Here is an 18,672-nt window from a genome sequence, read left to right on the forward strand (position 1 = left end):
AAGCCCAACTACCGTGTAATCCAAGGCAGTTACCTGTAATCGATCTTGCAGAATCGTGCCTTTCCCCTGGGGGGTCGGTGGCGCCGCGAGGCCCCTCCCACAGCCCTACTATCGGCTCGCCATGACAGCAGCAGGGAAGCACCAGGTGAGCCGGTCCACCGGTCGCCGGCTGGCGCGTGCGGGCATCCGGGACGTCGCCGCCGCCGCCGGCGTCTCCATCACGACCGTCTCCGACGCACTCAACGGCAAGGGCCGGCTCCCCGACGCCACGCGCCGCCACGTCCGGGAGGTCGCAGACCGCCTCGGTTACCGCCCCTCCGCCGCCGCCCGCACCCTGCGCACCGGCAAGTCCGGGCTCATCGGGCTCACCGTCACGACCTACGGCGAAGAACCGTTCACCTTCACCGAATTCGCCTACTTCGCGGACATGGTGCGCGCCGCCACCTCGGCCGCGCTCGCCCGTGGGTACGCCCTCGTCATCCTCCCGGCCCCCGCCCGGCACAGCGCCTACGACGTCTGGGCCAACGTCGCACTCGACGGCACCGTCGTCATCGACCCCGCCGACCACGACCCCGTCGTCACCGAACTCGTCCGGCAGGGAATCCCCGTCGTCTCCGACGGTCGCCCCGGCGCCACCCTCCCCGTGACCGCCTGGGTCGACAACGACCACGAGGCCGCCGTCACCGGGCTCCTGGACCACCTCGCCGAGTCCGGAGCCCGGCGCATCGGGCTCCTCACCGGCACCAGCACCGACACCTACACGCGGCTGTCCACCACCGCGTACCTCACCTGGTGCGAACGCGTGGGCCAGCCCCCCGTCTACGAGACCTACCCCGCCCACGACCCCTGCGCCGGCGCCGTCGCCGCCGACCGGCTCCTCGCGCGGCCCGACCGGCCCGACGCCGTCTACGGGCTCTTCGACCCGAACGGCACCGACCTCCTCGCCGCCGCCCGGCGCTACGGACTCCGCGTTCCCGAGGACCTGCTGCTCGTCTGCTGCAGCGAATCCTCCGTGTACGCCGCCACCGAACCGCCGATCACCACCCTCTCCCTCAAGCCCGGACGCATCGGCACCACCGTCGTCCAACTGCTCATCGACGCCATCGAAGGAGTGGGCGGCGCGGGGCGGCCCGTCCAGCAGGTCATGCCCACGGAACTCATCGTGCGCGCCTCCTCCCAACGCCGTCCGCCCCGGACCACCATCAGCCCTCCGCGCCGGGGTCCCGGCTCCACAGGCTGACGGCCCGCCCCGGTGCACACCCCACACTCCGGAAAAATGCGGAGGAAATCGCGTTCACCGGCGTCCTGGCGGGAATTGCCACCCCCCAGGTGCGTCACAAGCCCCGAGCGGCGTTCCTATGATGGAGCGCACGGCACCGGTCCGGCCTCCGACCAGGAAAGCCCACGACATCACGGTCCGGCAGGTGCAAGCTGCGCGCAAGGGTGGAGGGGTCGATGACTCAGGGGGCCGGTCAGGGACCCGCGAGGTGGCAGCCGACGGACATGGGCGGCGGCTTCGTCACACCCCGGCCCACGCTCACGTCCGTTCCCACCCCGCCGCGGGCGGGGTCGGCGACGCCCCCCGAGTACCCCGGGGCGGGAGCTCGGGGGCCGGCTCATCCGCCGCAGCAGCACGTCGGCCACGCGGCACAGGCGGGCGGCGACTACCCGCCCGACGAGGACGGCTACACGCCCACCGTGCGCGACCTGCCCGTCATCGGTGCCGGGGCCGCCGGCGTCGCCGAGCCCACCCCGACGCTGGTGGACACCGCGGCACCGAGCGCCTCCGAGGCCGACCCCCTCGGCCCCCTCTACGTCGTCGGCGACGTCCACGGGTACCTCGACGAGCTCCGCGCGGCGCTGCGCGAGGCCGGCCTCGTCGACGCCGAGGACCGCTGGGCCGCCGGCAACACGCGGCTGTGGTTCCTCGGGGACTTCACCGACCGCGGCCCGGACGGCGTCGGCGTCATCGACCTCGTCATGCGCCTGTCCGCCGAGGCCGCCGCCGCGGGCGGCTACTGCAAGGCCCTGCTCGGCAACCACGAGCTGCTCATCCTCGGGGCCAAACGCTTCGGTGACACACCCGTCGACTCGGGCGCCGGCACCGCGTCGTTCCAGGCCGCCTGGCTGCTCAACGGCGGCCAGCGCAGCGACATGGAACGCCTGGAGGAGCACCACCTCCAGTGGATGTCCCGGCTGGACGCCATGACGCTCGCCGACGACCACCTGCTCCTGCACTCCGACACCACCGCCTACCTGGAGTACGGCGAGACCATCGGGGCCGTCAACGACGCGATCACCGACGCGCTCGAACGGCGCGACGCGGACGAGACCTGGGACCTCTTCCGGAAGTTCACCAAGCGCTTCGCCTTCCGCGACGAGGAGACGGGCCCGCAGGTCGCCCGGGAACTGCTCGACGCCTACGGCGGCCGACGCATCGTCCACGGTCACAGCCCCATCCCCTACCTGCTCGGCGACGTCCCGCCCGTCGAGGACGACGCCGAGGGGGACAAGGAGCCACAGATCACCGGCCCCCACGTCTACGCGGACGGCCTCGCCGTCGCCATGGACGGCGGGGTGACGATGGCCGGGAAGCTCCTGGTGAGCCGTCTTCCCCTCGGCAACTGACCGAACAGTTCCAGCCACCACGGCTTGACCTGCCACGGGAGCGGGCCGAGCCGGTCACAGCGGCCTGTGAGCAATTTCGGAAACCCCCTGTCACGGTGCACCGGATGCGCTCTACCATCAAGGCCCTTCCATCCGCCCTTCCACCTGCCCGGAAGCCGGCCGCACCACGGCCCACGGCCCCACGGAGCATCGGGGGATGCACATGAACAGCGCTCCGCACCTGCGGCTCGAAGACCGGCCCGAGTTCGAGCGGCTCCTGGACACCGCCCTGAACACCGCCTCGGTACCGCGCGGCGGCGAGGCCGACGGGCCGCGGCCCGGCCGCGAGCAGCTGCGCGCCATGGCGCTGGCCGCCGTCTCAACCATCGCCGCCTGCGCGGCCACCGAGTACCAGCACTTCACCGGTCTGCGCGAGGACCTGCGGCGCAGCACCCGGGGCTCCTCCGGGCTGGCCGCCACCGTGGCCGAGACCGGCGGCGCCGGACTCTTCGCCCTCCTGTCCGTCCTCGCCCCGATCCTGGCGGGGGCGGCGGCCGTCATCTTCCTGGCGGTCGGCTACACCCTCGCCGCCGTCTCGCCCGACGTCGCCCTGGCCCAGCCCCTGCGCAACGTGGGCTGGGTCTTCGCGGCCCTGGCCGCCGCCGGCCTGCTCGCCGCCTGCGTCAGCCTCGTGCTCACGGCCCTGCGCAACTCCGCCGCTCCCCCGTCCACCGCGGCCGGACCGGGCGGCACACCGGCCCGGAGCGGTGACGGCTCCCTCGCCTCCGAGGTCGACCGGGCCCGGGACGCCTGGCGGCGCGCCCTCCTCGACCGGGGCATCGCCCCCTTCCTCCGCGACGCCCTCGCCGCCACGGGGGCGTCCACCGCCTCGCCCGACCCGTCGCGCACCCCGCGTCTGGGGTATTCCCACCCCGGCTTCACCAGCCCCGGCGCCCCGCAGGAGACCCGCGACCGTCCCCGCTACTCCAGCCCCGACTTCACCAGCCCGGACTTCACCAGTCCCGACGGCGAACCGGACTGACCTGCCGTTACCCGTTCGGGTGAACTGAGGTTTACCCCGGGCGTGTTCGATTTTCGTACACCTACGCTCCACGGCGGAGGTGATGCTCGATGTCCGAGCACAACACGTCGCCCGACCGGGCGGTCCGCCACGAAGCCATCGACATCAGCGACTTCGTCCACGCCGCGACCGGCAGCCGCGTCCGCCGCGTCACCCTGCCCGACGGCACCCACTGGTTCCCGGCGTCGGACGTGTGTCGGAGGCTGGGATACACGACCACCCGCAAGGCCCTGGTCGATCATGTACCGGAAACGTACCGAGAGATGCTCCAGACTGTGACCGGACGTCACGGTCTCGGCATTCCCCCAGGTAGGGAGTGGCGCCGAGACCTTCAGATGGTGAATCTCCAGGGGCTCGTCCAGCTCGTCAACGGCTGCACCAAGCCCGAGGCCATGCCGTTCAAGCAGTGGGTCACCGAGGTCGTCGTCGCCGTGCAGCGCGACGGGGTGTACGAGCTGGAGCCCGCCGCCGTGCAGTCCCCCGACCCCGCCGCGCCGGTCGCGTACGCGATGCCGCAGCCCGTCGTGGACGCCATCGTGCGCCTGGAGGAGCGCAACCTGCGGACCGACGAGATGCTCGCCGCGGTCCAGCGGGAGTCCCTGGCGACGCAGCAGCGCGTGGCCGACGCCGTGGAGCGCATCGCGGCGGCGGTGGAAGGCATGGCCGCCGGGGGCCGCCACCCGGAGCCGGACGCTCCGGCCGAGCCGGCAGCACCGGTGCCCGCCGCCTCGGCGCGGGAGGTCCTCGACCGGTGGCGGCGGCGCCTTCCGCGCGGGAGCCGGGCGTGGCCGGTGGCGCTGTACCTGCTGCCGCACCTGGTGGAGCAGGGCGAGGTACGGATGTCGGTCGACTTCCTCGCCGTCAAGGCCGGGCTGACCGCGCAGCAGACGAGTCTGGCCCTGACCGAGCTGCGTCGTCACGGCTGCGTGGAGCAGCGTGGCTTCGCCGACAACGGCAGCCCCGTCCTGGTCCCCTGCCCCTGACCGCCCCCGCCCGAGCGGCGGGCGGCGGCGGTGCGCCCGGCCGGACGGGGGCGTCCGGGCGAGCGCACCGTGCCGGGTGCGTCAGTCGGCCAGGGGCAGGTAGACGCGGTTGCCCGCCTCGGCGAACTCCTTCGACTTCTCGGCCATGCCCTCGTCGATCTCCTCCGTCGTCAAGTCCCCGCCGTGCTCGCGGCGGATGTCCTGACTGATCTTCATGGAGCAGAACTTGGGTCCGCACATGGAGCAGAAGTGCGCGGTCTTGGCCGGCTCGGCCGGGAGTGTCTCGTCGTGGAAGGCACGGGCCGTGTCCGGGTCGAGGGCCAGGTTGAACTGGTCCTCCCAGCGGAACTCGAACCGCGCGTCGGACAGCGCGTCGTCCCACTCCTGCACGCCGGGGTGGCCCTTGGCCAGGTCGGCGGCGTGGGCGGCGATCTTGTAGGTGATGACGCCCGTCTTGACGTCGTCCTTGTTCGGCAGGCCCAGGTGCTCCTTGGGCGTGACGTAGCAGAGCATCGCGGTGCCCCACCAGCCGATCATGGCGGCCCCGATGCCGGAGGTGATGTGGTCGTAGCCGGGGGCCACGTCCGTCGTCAGGGGGCCGAGCGTGTAGAACGGCGCCTCCTCGCAGATCTCCTGCTGGAGGTCGATGTTCTCCTTGATCTTGTGCATCGGGACGTGCCCCGGGCCCTCGATCATCGTCTGGACGCCGTGCGACTTGGCGATGCCGTTCAGCTCGCCGAGCGTCTTCAGCTCCGCGAACTGGGCCTCGTCGTTGGCGTCGGCGATCGAGCCGGGGCGCAGGCCGTCTCCGAGGGAGAACGTGATGTCGTAGGCCCGCAGGATCTCGCAGAGTTCCTCGAAGTGGGTGTAGAGGAAGCTCTCCCTGTGGTGGGCCAGGCACCACGCGGCCATGATCGAGCCGCCGCGCGAGACGATGCCGGTCTTGCGGCGTGCGGTCATCGGCACGTACCGCAGCAGCACGCCGGCGTGGACGGTCATGTAGTCCACGCCCTGTTCGGCCTGCTCGATGATGGTGTCCTTGTAGACATCCCAGCTGAGCTCCTCGGCCCTGCCGTCCACCTTCTCCAGGGCCTGGTAGAGGGGGACGGTGCCGATGGGCACGGGGGAGTTGCGCAGGACCCACTCGCGGGTGGTGTGGATGTTGCGACCGGTGGAGAGGTCCATCACGGTGTCGGCGCCCCAGTGGGTCGCCCACGTCATCTTCTCGACCTCCTCCTCGATGGAGGAGGTGACGGCGGAATTCCCGATGTTGGCGTTGACCTTCACCAGGAAGTTCTTGCCGATGATCATCGGCTCGATCTCGGGGTGGTTGACGTTGGCGGGCAGGACGGCTCGTCCCGCCGCGATCTCGTCGCGCACGAACGCGGGCGAGCGGTTCTCCCGGACGGCGACGTACTCCATCTCGGGGGTGATCTCACCGCGTCGCGCGTAGGCGAGCTGCGTGACGGCGGCGCCGTCGCGGCCCCGGCGGGGCTGGCGCGGGCGTCCGGGGAAGACGGCGTCGAGGTTGCGCAGCCCGCCGCGCGGGGCGGTGTGCTTGACGCCGTCGTCCTCGGGCCGCAGTTCGCGGCCCGCGTACTCCTCGGTGTCGCCCCGGGCGATGATCCAGTTCTCCCGCAGGGGCGGCAGGCCGCGGCGGACGTCGGTGTCGACGGTGGGATCGGTGTGCGGCCCGGAGGTGTCGTAGAGCGTCACGTCCTTGCCGTTGGTCAGGTGCACTCGCCGCACCGGCACGCGGATGTCGGGGCGTGAGCCGTCGACGTAGCCCTTGTGCCAGCCGAAGCGCGGCTGCTCGGTCTGCTCGGCGGACCCGTCGGCCCCGCCGTCGGCGTCCGCGCGCGTGCGTGCATCGTGCATGGTCATGAGACCCACTCCCTACGCCGGCATTACCCGGTAACAGGTTCGGCGGTCGACGCAGCTCGCCTCCGTATCTCCGTACGGACGTCAGCGCCCTCTCAGCCCCGTGCTCGGAGCTCCCGCGATGTGCAAAAGCACGCACACGCTAGCGGTTCGTCCGGGCGCCGCGCCAGTAGGTCTTGCGATGATCGGTCCGTGACCGATTCCCACAGCCCGCACGGCGGCCCCCACCACACCCATCACCACGGCCCCGCAGCGCCGGTGTCACGGCACCTGCGGACGGTCATCGCCGCGGTGCTGATCCCGTTCGCCACCGCGGTTCTCGTCGGTCTGGTCGCCCTGTGGCCCGGCGGCGCGCCGGAGGGCGAGGACGGCCGGACGGGCGTCGGCTTCGACCGGCAGACGCAGGAGGCCCGGATCACGAAGTCGGAGGCGGTGGACTGCGCGGACGTCAACGCGCAGCAGCAGGACGGCGACGCGGCGACGGCGGGCACGTGCCGCCTGCTGACGGTGGAGGTGACGACGGGCCCGCACGTCGGGCGGACGTTCACCGAGGTCCTCACGCCGGACGCCACCCGCCGTCCCGACACCGGGCAGGGTGTCGTCGTCGCCTACGCTCCGCAGGCTCCGGAGGAGCTGCAGTACAGCATCGTCGACATCGACCGCGAGTTCCCGATGATCCTGCTCGCCGTCTTCTTCGCGCTGGTGGTCGTCGCGGTGGGCCGGCTGCGCGGACTGCTGGCGCTGGTGGGGCTCGTGGTGACGTTCGGGGTGCTGACGCTGTTCATCCTGCCCGCCATACTGCAGGGGTCGAACCCGCTGCTGGTGGCCGTGGTGGGGGGCAGCGCGGTGATGCTGGTGACGCTGTACCTGTGTCACGGCATGACGGCGCGGACGTCCGTGGCGGTGCTGGGCACCCTGATCTCCCTCGTGCTGATCGGCCTGCTGGGCTCGCTGTTCATCGACTGGGCCGAGCTGTCGGGCAACACCGACGACCAGACGGCGCTGGTGCACAGCCTCTATCCGGACATCGAGATCCGCGGGCTGCTGCTGGCGGGGGTGCTGATCGGTTCGCTCGGTGTGCTCGACGACGTCACCGTCACCCAGACCTCGGCGGTGTGGGAGCTGAAGCAGGCGGATCCGACGGCGAGTCGGCGCGGCCTCTACAGCGCCGCGATGCGCATCGGGCGGGACCACATCGCGTCCGTGGTGAACACGCTGGTCCTGGCCTACGCGGGGGCCGCGCTGCCTCTGCTGCTGCTGTTCTCCGTCGCGGAGGCGGGCGTCGGCAGGGTGGCGACGAGCGAGCTGGTGGCGGAGGAGATCGTCCGCACGCTCGTGGGCTCGATCGGCCTCGTGGCGTCCGTGCCGGTGACGACGGGCCTGGCCGCGCTCGTCGTCTCCGCCGGGCTCGGCCGGGAGGACGCCGGGCTGCGCCGTACGTCGCGGGGACGCCGGCGGCGCGCCAGGTGAGGTCCGCGGCGCGTGCCGTGGGGCGCGTGCCGGCTACGGGCGGCCGGCGAGGATGCGGTCCAGTTCCGCGTCGATGTCGGCGCAGGCGGGCTCCTGGCCGAGGGGGACGACGCGGTCGGTGCGGTCGAGGAACGCCACCAGGGGCGGGGCGCTGACCCGCAGGAGCGCGCTCTCCGGGCCGACCTGGAGGCGGATGTGCAGGTCGGCGAGGGGCTCGTCGGCGACCGGAGCGATGTGCACGTCGCCCTCACCGGCGGGGCGGCTCACGCCGTCCACCAGGAGCTCGCGCCCGAAGACCCAGGTGACCGGTTCGTCGCCGGGCAGGCCGAAGGTGAAGCGCACCGCGTAGGGGTCGTCGGGCTCGTAGACGAGCTCCACCGGAATCCGGAAGGAAAGCTCTTCCGAGGCGAGGAAACTCATCATGACCTGCGCCTGAACCCTGCCGTTCATCCGCGCCCCCGGCGACTCGTGCCCGGTCGCGGCTCGACCGGGTGCTGTGGATCTCGCTGTGGATTTCAGGGGCCGGTGGCCCCTGGGGGCATCGTTCACCAAGATCGAGAAGTTCCACAATGCGCGTGCTTCAAAGTCACCCGATTGACAACGGAGTTGGTGTCACCACCTACCGCAGGCCGACCGGACCGCCCAGCTCAGCGGCCCGGAGCGGCCCGTCACCAGCGGTCGGAGGAGGAACCCGAGGACGACGACAGGAACTTCCGTGCGAGAAAGACGACGGCGGCCACGATCGCGGCGAACAGCAGGATGTTGAACAGCAGCCCGATCACCGTCGTCAGGACGGCCATCACCAGCTTGAACACGATGAGCGCCACGACGATGACGCCCACCCACTTCACCCACGTCGGCAGCCCCGCCAGCGTCCCCTTTGCCGTCATGTCCGTCCCCTGCTTCCTGTCTCCGAGGTCCGGGACGCGTCCCGCCCGGACACCTCCCATGCTAGGCGGGGACCGGTCGCCGGCGGGGCTCGGTCGGCCCCCGCCCGTCCCTGACCGTTCCCCTAGGGGTGCCGTCCCCGGAGCGGGGGCGGGCGTCATCCCTCCGGGGGAGAGAAGACCACGAGCACGCGCAGGTCCTCGCTGATGTGGTGGAAGCGGTGCGGCACCCCGGCGGGCACGTAGACGACGCTGCCGCGCGCGACGCTCGTCGTCTCGTCACCGACGGTCAGCGCGGCCCGTCCGCTGACCACGAAGTACACCTCGTCCTGACGGTGCGGCTGCTGCGGGTCCGTGACGCCGCGGTCGAGGGCGTACAAACCGACCGACATGTTCCGCTCCCGGAGGAACTGCAGGTAGGCGCCGTCGTTCGCCGCGCGCTCCGCCTCCAGCTCCTCCAGCCGAAATGCCTTCATCTCCAGTGCCCTCTCGCCGTTTCGCCGGGCGGTTCTGGGAGACCATCCCCACCATGATGAATCTCATCGTCAAAACCATCGCCAACGCGGTCGCCCTCGGCGTCGCCGTGTGGCTGCTCGGCGACATCACCCTCACCGGTGACAGCACCGGCTCGAAGACGCTCACGCTCATCGTGGTCGCCTTGATCTTCGGCGTGGTCAACCTCGTGGTCAAGCCGATCGTGAACCTGCTGTCACTCCCGGCTCTGATCCTCACGCTCGGCCTGTTCATGCTGGTGATCAACGCGCTCATGCTGTTGCTCACCTCCTGGATCGCCGACGTGCTGGACGTGCCCTTCCACGTCGACGGTTTCGGCACCGCGTTGCTGGGCGGGCTGATCATCGCCATCGTCGCCTGGGCGGTGGAGCTGGTCCTGCCCGACTGAGCGCCACCGGACGGTGACCGGTCCCGTCCGCCCGGCCCGCCGCCGGTCGGCCGGAACCGGTCACCGATGATGGGGGCACGGCCGACGCCGCGCCCGCCGGACGCCGTCACGAAGGAGCTGCGCGCACGATGAAACCCACCGGAGCACCGGACGACCACGCCGCCGCCCCCCTCGGCGACGGCACCCGGGCCGTGCACGCCGGGCTGCCGCCGGACGAGCCGTACGCGCCGCCCCTGGCCGGGCCCGCCTTCGCCGCCCACTACCACCTGCCCGGCGATCCGGCCGGGGCCCCCTACACCTACGGCCGGGACGGCAACCCCACGTGGACGGCCCTGGAGCGGGCGCTGGCGGAGCTGGAGGACCCGGACGGCACGGCCCACGCGGTGGCGTTCGCCTCGGGGATGGCGGCGATGTCCGCCGTGCTGCTCTCCCGGGTGCGCCCCGGCGACGTCGTCGTCCTCCCCGACGACGGCTACAACCTGCTGGCACGGCTGCGGGAACGACTGGAGGCCCACGGCGCCCGGGTCCGTCGCGTGCCGACGGGCGGGGAGGAGCAGTTCCGTGCGCTGTCCGGCGCGTCCCTGCTGTGGCTGGAGACGCCGTCCAACCCCGGCCTGGACGTCTGCGACGTCCGAGCGCTCGCCGACGCCGCGCACCGGGAGGGCGCCCTCGTCGTCGTCGACAACACCCTCGCGACGCCGCTCGGGCAGCGTCCGCTGCGGTTGGGCGCCGACGTCTCGGTGGCCAGCGGCACGAAGGCGCTGACCGGCCACGGTGACGTACTCCTCGGGTACGTCGCCTGCCGGGACGCCGAGGTGGCGGACGGCGTGCGGCAGTGGCGGAAGATCGTCGGCGCCGTGCCGGGCCCGATGGAGGCGTGGCTCGCCCACCGCAGCCTGGCGACCCTGCGCCTGCGCGTGGACCAGCAGGCGCGGACCGCGCTGGCCGTGGCCCGCGCGCTGGCCGAACGCCCGGAGGTGAGCGGTCTGCGGCATCCGGGCCTGCCGGAGGACGCGGCGCACCCGCTCGCCGCCCGCCAGATGCGGCGCTTCGGCTGTGTGGTCTCCTTCACGCTGCCCGACCTGGAGCACGCCGAACGGTTCCTCGCCGCGCTGCGCCTCGTGCACCAGGCCACGAGCTTCGGCGGGGTGCGCAGCACGGCGGAACGGCGGGGCCGCTGGGGCGGAGACGCGGTGCCGGAGGGTTTCGTGCGGCTGTCGGTGGGCGTGGAGGACACCGAGGACGTGGTGGCCGATCTCCTGCGGGCGCTGGACGCGGCCGACCGGACGTAGCGGTGGATGAGGTTTCGGCCACACCGTCGTGCGGCAGATCCCTCATATGTCCTCCGCCCGACCCGTCGTCAAGCGCACGGCCCGCGCGATCCTGCTCGACGGCGACTCGCTGATCGTCATCAAACGCACCAAGCCCGGCCGGGAGCCGTACTGGATCACGCCGGGCGGCGGCATGGAGCCCGAGGACGCCTCGGTGGTCGACGCGCTGCACCGGGAGCTGGACGAGGAGCTGGGCGCGAAGGTGACGGACGTCGTCCCCGCCTTCGTCGACACCGTGCCCGAGGGCGACGGGGGCGGGGTGAAGGTCCAGCACTTCTTCGTGTGCCGGCTGACGTCGATGGACCTCACGTTGCGGCACGGCCCCGAGGTGGAGGAGCCGTGCGGCACGTACGACGTCGTCCGGCTGCCCTTCACGCCGGAGGGGATCGACGCCGTGGACGTCGTCCCGCCCACGCTCCGGGCGTATCTGCGGGGCAACGTCGAGGGCGTCCGGGCACTGCTGGCGGACGACCTCGGCTGACCGGGCCCGGCACCGGGCCCGCTCCGCCCGGCCCGGTGGCTCACTGCGGCGGGCTGAACCACTCCTCGTACGAGGGCCGTTCCCCGGCGGCCCGGCGGGCCCGCGCGTCCGCGAGGAGCCGCTCGGCCCGCTCCCGCCAGGCCCGCGCCGAGGGCGCGGGGGGATCGGCCGGGACGGGCGGGCGGATCGTTTCCGCCGCCGGGGCGGGCGCCGGCGCGGGCACGCCCCCCGGCCGCCCGACGGCGGGCACGGATGCCGGGGCCGGAGTCGGCGGAACGTCCCCGGGTCGCGGCCCGTCCTCTCCGACGGCGGGCTCGGCGGGCGCCGCGGGCCCGGCGGACCCGACGCTCCCGCGCGCGGCCCGGTCCCGGGCCGTCCCGAAGAAGTCGCCGCCCTTGCGCTTGTGGTCGTCGGTGCCCCAGTCCCGCGACGTCCGCTTGGGGGCGTACTGGAGGTGCGGGATGTGCTTCGCGCAGTGGATGTACGCCTCGTGGACCGTCACCCGCACCCACAGCTCGGCCCGGCGACCGGGCACCGGATCCTGCGGGAGGTCGGGGTGCTCGGAGCGGATCTCGGCGTCCTCCAGAATCTCCGCCGAGCCGTTGACGTGCAGACCGATCCGGGCCCGGACGAAATCCACCAGGAGAATGCCCAGATGCGGATTCTCCCGGATATTCCCCAGGCTCGCGTGCACGCCGTTGCCCCGGTACTCGGGAAACGCGAGGGTGTGCTCGTCCAGCACCCGGAGAAATCCCGCCGGCCCGGCCCGGAAGGTGCTGTCGCAGTTGCCGTGCCGGTCCGCCGTCGACAGGAAGAACATCTCCTGCCGCCCGGTGAACTCGCGCATGCGCTCGTTCAGGTGGTCGAGCATCTGGTCGGCGTAGAAGCGGTCCGCGCGGTGCGTCGAACCGAGCTGCTCCTGTACCGCGTGTTCACCGGAGCTGCCGGGCCGGCTGCTGCTTCCGCTGGTCGCCACGTCGTGTGCCCCCAAGGGTTCAGTCCTGTGTGCTCTGCGACACGAGCTCGTCCAGGGAGTCGTGCCGTATCCGGTTGACGGGTATCCCCACACCACGGAGCGCGTCAACCCCGCTGCGGATCATCCCGGGCGGGCCGGAGACGTAACCGTCGTACGCGCTCCACCGGCCCGTGCCCCGCACCGCGTCCGGCAGCTGCCCGGCGAGGCCCGAGGCGCGCACCGGGCAGCCGTCCGCGACGACCGGCCGGACCGACAGCCACGGATGGCGCGCCTCCAGCTTCAGCATCGTCTCCAGGTCGTACAGGTCGTGATCGCTGCGGGCTCCGTAGAACACCTCCACCGGGCGGGGCCTGCCGTGCTCGGCGACGTCCTCCACCAGCGCCTTGATCGGCGCGATGCCCGTGCCGCCGCCCAGGCACAGCAGTCCGTTGTCCGTCCGGTGGTCCACGGTCATCGAGCCCGCCGCGGGGCCGAGGCGTACGACGTCGCCGGGCCGGGCCCGCCGGACCAGCGCGCCCGAGACCCAACCGGCCGGGACGGCCTTCACGTGGAGGCTGAGCGTCCCGTCAGCGCGCGGTGCGGAGGCCAGGGAGTAGCTGCGCCACACCCGGGGCCACCAGGGCGTCTCCACGCTCGTGTACTGGCCCGCGAGGAAGGGGTAGGGCTGGTCCGGGCGGAGCGTGATGACGGCGATGTCGTCGGTGCGCTTCTCGTGGGAGACGATCTCCGCGTGCCACCAGGCCGGGGAGTGCGCCTCGTCGTCGGCCGCGGCGTCGATCATGATCTGCGAGATCGTCGTGTAGGCGCGCACCCAGGCGGCCTCGGTCTGCGGCGACCAGCTGTGGTGCGCGTACCGCGTGAGCGCGGAGATCAGGCACTCGCCGACGGCCGGGTAGTGCTCGGGTCGGGTGCCGTACTTCCGGTGGCCGCGGCCCAGCCCCTGGAGGTACTCGGTCAGCACGGCCGGGTTGTCGACGTTCCGGGCGGCGGTGAGCAGCGCCGCGAAGAGCCGGTCGCGCTGGGAGTCCATCGAGGCGGGGAACAGGTCCCGGAGATAGGGGTGCCGCACGAAGAGCATCGCGTAGAAGTACGAGGTGACGGCGTCCGCGGCCGGCTCGATCTCCTCCATCGTGCGGCGGATGAGCGTGGCGTCTGCGGTGGGCGGAGCACTGTGCGCCGTGGGCGGCGGGGCCGTCACCGGCTCGAACGCGGAGCGCGGCGGGGGCGGTGGGGTCTGCCGTACCTGCTGGGCGCCGCCGTCCTGCGGGGGCTGCCGGGGCTGCGGCTGCTGCGGGGGCACACCGCCGGGGTGCCCGCCCCGGCCACCGCCCGCCGTCCGGGGGCTCTCGGAGCCGGGATCGCGTCGGGTGGTGGAGAACCAGCCCCAGTCACCATCGTTGCCGGGGTCGGAGCCGGGTATCCCGTTGTCGGCCGACGTGGTGGTCATGGTGTGCCTCGTCCTCTACGTCTTCGGTCGGTTCGTGCACTCTCGACTGAGCGGAAGTGACTCGTCTTTTCCCCTATCTGACGCGGTTATGGCACCGCGGATTGTGGGCAGGGCAGACGTCCGACCAAGCATTGCGGCGTGATGCGGAGTCGACCATACCGTTACCTCATGCATACACAAGAGCCGTCGGTGATGGAGCAATTCCGCGAATCCGCCACCGCCTTGCGGAGGTGACGTTCCGTCGCCCCCGCAGGCGCGGGGGTCGCTCCCCGTAGGCTGCGGCCATGAGCGACCTCACCATGCGACCCGCCACGGCGGACGACCTCGCGGACATCGTGGCCCTGCTCGCCGACGACCCCCTGGGCGCCGCCCGCGAGTCGCCGGGCGACCTCGCGCCGTACCGTGCCGCGTTCGCCGCCGTCGCCGCAGACCCGCAGCAGCACCTGGTGGTCGCCGAGCGCGCGGGGCGGACCGTCGGAACGCTCCAGCTGACCGTCGTCCCCGGGCTCTCGCGGCAGGGCGCCTCCCGGGCCCTCGTCGAGGCCGTCCGCGTGCACGGCGACGAACGCGGAAGCGGCCTGGGCTCCGAACTGATCGGCTGGGCGGTGGCCGAGGCACGGCGGCTCGGCTGCCGGCTCGTGCAGCTGACCTCGGACGCGTCGCGCACGGACGCCCACCGCTTCTACGAGCGGCTGGGCTTCACCGCCTCGCACGTGGGCTTCAAGCTCACGCTCTGACGGCGGCGGGGCGCGGACGCGTCCGACCGACGCCGCCGGGCGCCGGGCGACCGCACCCGCCGACCGCTACTCGTCCTCCGGACGGCCCGGGCCGCCGAACAGGCCGCCGCTGTCGCCGCCGTTGCCCTGGCTCCCGCCGTCGGAGTCGCCGCCGCTCTGCCCGTCGGTCTGGCCGTCCGTCTGGCCGTCCGTCTGACCGTCCGTCTGGCCGTCCGTCTGCCCGTCGGTCTCCCCGCCGCCGTTCTGGCCGCCGGGGTCCTGCCCGGAGGAGTCGTCGCAGCCCCAGTCGAGCGGACCGCACGACGGTTCGTCGCTGGGCTCCTCCGAAGGCTCCTCGCTCGGCTCCTCGCTGGGCTCCTCCGAAGGCTCCTCGCTCGGCTCCTCGCTGGGCTCCTCCGAAGGCTCCTCCGTCGGCTCCGGCTCGGGCTCGGGCACGTTGCCGCCGTTGACGACGTTGTCGATCGGCGTCGGCTTCGGGAAGTCCTCCACGTCGACGCCCTCCAGCGCGGGCTTCATGAAGTCGACCCACACCCGGGTGGGGATGTCACCACCGTGGATGGAGGGCAGGTTGCCGGTGCCCTTCATGGAGAGCAGCTGGGGGTTCTTCGGGTCCTCCCGGAACATCGTCACCGCCGTGGACAGCTGCGGCGTGTACCCGACCCACCAGGCCGACTTGTTGTCGTCGGTGGTACCGGTCTTCCCGGCCGCCGGACGGCCGAGATCACGGGCGTTGGCGTACCCGGTGCCGTGCTGCTTCTCGATGACGCCCTTCAGCACGTCGGTGATCGTGTTGGCGACGTTGGCGTCGAGGGCCTGCTCCTTCTTCGGCTTCTCGAAGCCCTCCTCCTCCACCCCCTTGTGGACCACCTTGGTGACGGAGTAGGGCTCCGTCTGCACGCCGGACGCCGCGAAGGTCGCGTAGGAGTCGGCCATGCGGATCGCCGAGGGGGTCGAGGTACCGAGGGCGAAGGACGGGTTGATGGCGTCGAAGCTGTGGTCGCTGATGCCGGCCGCCGAGGCCACGTCCCGCACCTTCTCCATGCCGACGTCCATGCCGAGCTGGACGAACGGGGTGTTGACCGAGCGCTCCATGGCCTCCCGCAGGGTGACGACCCCGTAGTCCTTGTCGGCCTCGTTCACCTGCCGGAAGGGCTCGTTCTCGTCCGTCAGGTACGGCGTGCCGTCCTGGTTCCGGATGACGACCGCGTTGTCGCCGTCGTACTCGCTCTTCGGTGAGATGCCCTGCCCGTCACTGCGGTGGGTGCCGTACTCCATGGCCGCCGCCAGGACGAACGGCTTCCACGTCGAACCGACCTGGATGCCGCTGGTGTCAGCGTTGTTGTTGTAGTGGCCCTTCTCGACGCCCTCACCGCCGTAGATGGCCACGATGGCTCCGTCGTTCGGCTTCACGGAGGCCGCACCGAACTGGACGAACCGGTCCTTCTCCCGCTCCTCGGGCTTGAGGTGCTTCTCGCGGGCGGACTTGACCGCCTTCTCCAGCTGCCCGGTCTTCTTCTTGTCGAAGGTCGTGTAGATCTGGAAGCCGCCACGCTCGAAGTCGTCCCGGGTGAGACCGGTCTTGGCCATCACATAGCGCTTGGCGGTCTCCATCATGTAGCTGGCCTGGGCGGAGTCCCCCGTGACGGGCTTCGGGTCCTGCGGATCCGGGAAGTCCCGGTACTCGGCGTACTCCTCCTTCGACAGCATCTTCAGATCGAGCTGCCGTTCGAGGATCCAGGCGTACCGCTCCTTGGCCCGTTCGGTGTTGGCCTCCGGTGTCGCGGCGTCGCTGAGGCCGCCGGCCGGGTCGTAGAGGTCCGGCCCCTTGAGGACGGTGGCCAGGAACGCGCTCTCGTCCGGTTCGAGGTCCACGGCGTTCTTGCCGTAGTACGCCTGCGCGGCCGCCTGGAGCCCGTAGGCGTTGCGACCGTAGTAGGCGGTGTTCAGGTACCCCTGGAGGATCTCCTCCTTCTCCATCTTCGTGTCCGCCTTGATGGCGATGAAGAGTTCCTTGAACTTGCGCGTCAGCGTCTGGTCCTGGGTGAGGAAGTTGTTCTTCACGAACTGCTGCGTGATCGTCGAGCCGCCCTGGGTGTCACCGCCCTTGGCCATGTTCACCACGGCCCGGGCGATGCCCCTGGGATCCACGCCGCTGTCCGTCCAGAACGTCTCGTTCTCCGCCGCGACGACGGCCTCCTGCATCGACTTGGGGATGTCGGCGAACTGGATGTTCTGCCGGTTCGTCTCCCCCTCGCGACCCAGGACGGTGTTGTCCGACCAGTAGTAGACGTTGTTCTGCTGCTGGGCGGCCGCGTTCGCCTCGCTCGGCACCTGCACCATGAGGTAGCCCACGGCGAAGAGGCCGACGAGGAGTCCGAGGCCCGTCACGCAGAGGCCGGCGATCTGCTTGAAGGACGGCAGCCACCGTCGGACGCCGTCCTTGTCCGAGCGCGGGTAGTCGATGAAGCGCTTCTTGGCCACCGGGGCCGCGCGTCCTCGACCGGACATGACGGCGGCGCCCCCCGCCCCGGCCGCGGTCGCGGTCTGCGCGCGCCGCCGGCTCCCGCTGCGCTGTGCGGCGCGGCGTGCTTCGGCGCGGCTGGCGTGCGGCCGCTGCTCGGGCACGCCGTGCGTGCTCGTGGTGGGCCCGCTGGGGGCAGCCGCAGCACGACGCCCGGATGACGACGGCTGCGCTGCGCGGCGGCCGCGGGACTGCGGCGGCTTGCGGCGGTGCTCGCTCATGGGAACAGCTACTCCTCGGTCAGGCACCCGCGCCTGAAGGCGGCAGTGTACTTCCGGACCCCCCACGTGCGTCCCGTCAGCCTCATTGGGCGCACTGCGTCCAGGATGAGGACGCCGACCGGCGGCTCCTGGTTCCTGGTGGTCTTCTGCACAGCGTCAGCGTACGCATCATCAAAACACTTCTTGCCTGACATTCATCCGAAAGCAGGCAACTCGCACCTGGAGATTCACAGATGTGAGCCCGAACACTCCCACCCCGGCCTTGCCGCGTACCTCGGAGCGTTCTATCGTCGGGATGTATCGAAGCGATACATCGTCCCAGTACATCGGTGAGACACATCGCGGGGAGCCCCCCAAGGGCTCCAGCGGTTCATCGTGGAGCGGGGACGCGTCGCTGAGGTACACGAGAACGGTCAGTGTGGACATCGGCGAACCGGCCGCGAGGCGGAAAGGAGGCACGGCGCCTATGAGCAGGCGTTCCGGCATCCTCGAGTTCGCCGTTCTGGGCCTGTTGCGAGAGGCCCCCATGCACGGGTACGAGCTGCGCAAGCGGCTCAACACCTCGCTGGGCGTCTTCCGCGCCTTCAGCTACGGCACGCTCTATCCCTGCCTCAAGACACTCGTCCAGCAGGGATGGATCACCGAAGAGGAAGGCGGCCTCACGGAGGACCCGCGGGCTGCGGCGCTGACCGGACGGCGGGCGAAGATCGTCTACCGGCTCACCGCCGAGGGCAAGGAGCACTTCGAGGAGCTGCTGGCCCAGACCGGTCCGGACGCCTGGGAGGACGAGCACTTCGGCGTGCGGTTCGCCTTCTTCGGGCAGACCTCGCGGGACGTGCGCATGCGGGTCCTGGAGGGCCGCCGCAGCCGTCTGGAGGAGCGTCTCGACAAGATGCGCGCCTCGCTGGCGCGCACCCGCGAGCGCCTGGACGACTACACCCTCGAGCTGCAACGCCACGGCATGGAGTCCGTGGAGCGCGAAGTCCGCTGGCTCAACGAGCTGATCGAGAGCGAACGTGCGGGGCGCGATCAGCGCGAGCAACGTCAGTCAGGAGACACGGGCGATCTGCCCCGGCATCGGGGCGGTACCCGACCGGATTCGTCCGATGACACCACCTGAGTCCCGCATGGTGCGGGATTCATTCGAG

The 18,672-nt window shown here is 71.6% G+C and carries 17 protein-coding genes; 10 read left to right on the forward strand and 7 right to left on the reverse strand.

The features are described 5' to 3' along the window. Positions 1-121 precede the first annotated feature (121 nt). The 4 genes from IF129_RS16850 (at position 122) to IF129_RS16865 (ending at position 4,671) form a co-directional block, all read left to right on the forward strand. Complete coding sequence (locus IF129_RS16850) at positions 122-1,240, forward strand: LacI family DNA-binding transcriptional regulator (RefSeq protein WP_191210498.1); 1,119 nt, start codon at positions 122-124, stop codon at positions 1,238-1,240. Between the two features lie 215 nt (positions 1,241-1,455). Continuing rightward, a complete protein-coding gene (locus IF129_RS16855; RefSeq protein WP_224755077.1) occupies positions 1,456-2,628 on the forward strand; it encodes a metallophosphoesterase in 1,173 nt (390 codons plus the stop codon). A gap of 196 nt (positions 2,629-2,824) precedes the next feature. Then, entirely contained in the window at positions 2,825-3,649 is an 825-nt protein-coding gene (locus IF129_RS16860; protein ID WP_191210499.1) for a hypothetical protein, read from the forward strand. An 89-nt stretch (positions 3,650-3,738) separates the two neighbouring features. Continuing rightward, positions 3,739-4,671, forward strand: coding sequence for a BRO-N domain-containing protein (locus IF129_RS16865; protein ID WP_191210500.1), 933 nt, complete (start codon positions 3,739-3,741; stop codon positions 4,669-4,671). A gap of 81 nt (positions 4,672-4,752) precedes the next feature. Here the strand turns inward: IF129_RS16865 and thiC are convergent, their stop codons facing one another. Further along, positions 4,753-6,555, reverse strand: a complete 1,803-nt coding sequence (gene thiC, locus IF129_RS16870) for a phosphomethylpyrimidine synthase ThiC (protein ID WP_191210501.1) — start codon at positions 6,553-6,555, stop codon at positions 4,753-4,755. Positions 6,556-6,744: 189 nt separating this feature from the next. Between thiC and IF129_RS16875 the strand changes: the two genes are divergently transcribed. Further along, on the forward strand, positions 6,745-8,022 hold the full coding sequence (locus IF129_RS16875) for a YibE/F family protein (RefSeq protein ID WP_318153788.1): 1,278 nt from the start codon (positions 6,745-6,747) through the stop codon (positions 8,020-8,022). Between the two features lie 33 nt (positions 8,023-8,055). Here IF129_RS16875 and IF129_RS16880 read toward each other — a convergent pair whose 3' ends face one another. From IF129_RS16880 to IF129_RS16890, 3 genes are all read right to left on the reverse strand, one after another. Continuing rightward, positions 8,056-8,472 carry an SsgA family sporulation/cell division regulator gene (locus IF129_RS16880; protein WP_191210503.1) on the reverse strand — a complete coding sequence of 139 codons (417 nt, stop codon included), beginning with the start codon at positions 8,470-8,472 and terminating at the stop codon, positions 8,056-8,058. 218 nt (positions 8,473-8,690) lie between these two features. Then, the gene (locus tag IF129_RS16885; RefSeq protein ID WP_191210504.1) at positions 8,691-8,912 is read right to left on the reverse strand and encodes a DUF5326 family protein; all 222 of its coding nucleotides are present in this window, start codon (positions 8,910-8,912) and stop codon (positions 8,691-8,693) included. A gap of 155 nt (positions 8,913-9,067) precedes the next feature. Next, positions 9,068-9,385 carry a cupin domain-containing protein gene (locus IF129_RS16890; protein ID WP_191210505.1) on the reverse strand — a complete coding sequence of 106 codons (318 nt, stop codon included), beginning with the start codon at positions 9,383-9,385 and terminating at the stop codon, positions 9,068-9,070. Between the two features lie 53 nt (positions 9,386-9,438). On the opposite strand from IF129_RS16890, the gene IF129_RS16895 reads away from it, so the two are divergent. The 3 genes from IF129_RS16895 (at position 9,439) to IF129_RS16905 (ending at position 11,622) form a co-directional block, all read left to right on the forward strand. Continuing rightward, a complete protein-coding gene (locus IF129_RS16895; protein WP_191210506.1) occupies positions 9,439-9,810 on the forward strand; it encodes a phage holin family protein in 372 nt (123 codons plus the stop codon). Between the two features lie 128 nt (positions 9,811-9,938). Continuing rightward, the gene (locus IF129_RS16900) at positions 9,939-11,102 is read left to right on the forward strand and encodes a cystathionine gamma-lyase (protein WP_191210507.1); all 1,164 of its coding nucleotides are present in this window, start codon (positions 9,939-9,941) and stop codon (positions 11,100-11,102) included. Between the two features lie 46 nt (positions 11,103-11,148). Then, on the forward strand, positions 11,149-11,622 hold the full coding sequence (locus tag IF129_RS16905; RefSeq protein WP_191210508.1) for an NUDIX domain-containing protein: 474 nt from the start codon (positions 11,149-11,151) through the stop codon (positions 11,620-11,622). A gap of 40 nt (positions 11,623-11,662) precedes the next feature. On the opposite strand, the gene IF129_RS16910 is transcribed toward IF129_RS16905, so the two are convergent. Next, entirely contained in the window at positions 11,663-12,598 is a 936-nt protein-coding gene (locus IF129_RS16910) for a pyridoxamine 5'-phosphate oxidase family protein (RefSeq protein ID WP_318153789.1), read from the reverse strand. 19 nt (positions 12,599-12,617) lie between these two features. Next, positions 12,618-14,045: a globin domain-containing protein gene (locus IF129_RS16915; protein WP_191210509.1), complete on the reverse strand. Its 1,428-nt coding sequence runs from the start codon at positions 14,043-14,045 to the stop codon at positions 12,618-12,620. Positions 14,046-14,329: 284 nt separating this feature from the next. Here IF129_RS16915 and IF129_RS16920 point away from each other — a divergent pair, with 284 nt between their 5' ends. Further along, positions 14,330-14,782, forward strand: coding sequence for a GNAT family N-acetyltransferase (locus tag IF129_RS16920; RefSeq protein ID WP_191210510.1), 453 nt, complete (start codon positions 14,330-14,332; stop codon positions 14,780-14,782). 66 nt (positions 14,783-14,848) lie between these two features. Here IF129_RS16920 and IF129_RS16925 read toward each other — a convergent pair whose 3' ends face one another. After that, positions 14,849-17,524 (reverse strand): transglycosylase domain-containing protein, encoded by a 2,676-nt coding sequence (locus IF129_RS16925; RefSeq protein WP_191210511.1) that lies wholly within the window; start codon positions 17,522-17,524, stop codon positions 14,849-14,851. Between the two features lie 466 nt (positions 17,525-17,990). Here IF129_RS16925 and IF129_RS16930 point away from each other — a divergent pair, with 466 nt between their 5' ends. Beyond that, positions 17,991-18,644 carry a PadR family transcriptional regulator gene (locus IF129_RS16930; RefSeq protein WP_191210512.1) on the forward strand — a complete coding sequence of 218 codons (654 nt, stop codon included), beginning with the start codon at positions 17,991-17,993 and terminating at the stop codon, positions 18,642-18,644. The last annotated feature ends 28 nt before the right edge of the window (positions 18,645-18,672 follow it).

Origin of the sequence: Streptomyces chumphonensis (assembly GCF_014779715.1) — a bacterium.
In the GTDB taxonomy this organism is placed as follows: Bacteria; Actinomycetota; Actinomycetes; order Streptomycetales; family Streptomycetaceae; genus Streptomyces; species Streptomyces chumphonensis.

Bases quoted from the DNA above. Each gene is read 5' to 3' on its own strand.
- IF129_RS16850 (WP_191210498.1), top strand. From the start codon at position 122: ATGACAGCAGCAGGGAAGCACCAGGTGAGCCGGTCCACCGGTCGCCGG.
- IF129_RS16855 (WP_224755077.1), top strand. From the start codon at position 1,456: ATGACTCAGGGGGCCGGTCAGGGACCCGCGAGGTGGCAGCCGACGGAC.
- IF129_RS16860 (WP_191210499.1), top strand. From the start codon at position 2,825: ATGCACATGAACAGCGCTCCGCACCTGCGGCTCGAAGACCGGCCCGAG.
- IF129_RS16865 (WP_191210500.1), top strand. From the start codon at position 3,739: ATGTCCGAGCACAACACGTCGCCCGACCGGGCGGTCCGCCACGAAGCC.
- thiC (WP_191210501.1), bottom strand. From the start codon at position 6,555: ATGACCATGCACGATGCACGCACGCGCGCGGACGCCGACGGCGGGGCC.
- IF129_RS16880 (WP_191210503.1), bottom strand. From the start codon at position 8,472: ATGAACGGCAGGGTTCAGGCGCAGGTCATGATGAGTTTCCTCGCCTCG.
- IF129_RS16885 (WP_191210504.1), bottom strand. From the start codon at position 8,912: ATGACGGCAAAGGGGACGCTGGCGGGGCTGCCGACGTGGGTGAAGTGG.
- IF129_RS16890 (WP_191210505.1), bottom strand. From the start codon at position 9,385: ATGAAGGCATTTCGGCTGGAGGAGCTGGAGGCGGAGCGCGCGGCGAAC.
- IF129_RS16895 (WP_191210506.1), top strand. From the start codon at position 9,439: ATGATGAATCTCATCGTCAAAACCATCGCCAACGCGGTCGCCCTCGGC.
- IF129_RS16900 (WP_191210507.1), top strand. From the start codon at position 9,939: ATGAAACCCACCGGAGCACCGGACGACCACGCCGCCGCCCCCCTCGGC.
- IF129_RS16905 (WP_191210508.1), top strand. From the start codon at position 11,149: ATGTCCTCCGCCCGACCCGTCGTCAAGCGCACGGCCCGCGCGATCCTG.
- IF129_RS16915 (WP_191210509.1), bottom strand. From the start codon at position 14,045: ATGACCACCACGTCGGCCGACAACGGGATACCCGGCTCCGACCCCGGC.
- IF129_RS16920 (WP_191210510.1), top strand. From the start codon at position 14,330: ATGAGCGACCTCACCATGCGACCCGCCACGGCGGACGACCTCGCGGAC.
- IF129_RS16925 (WP_191210511.1), bottom strand. From the start codon at position 17,524: ATGAGCGAGCACCGCCGCAAGCCGCCGCAGTCCCGCGGCCGCCGCGCA.
- IF129_RS16930 (WP_191210512.1), top strand. From the start codon at position 17,991: ATGAGCAGGCGTTCCGGCATCCTCGAGTTCGCCGTTCTGGGCCTGTTG.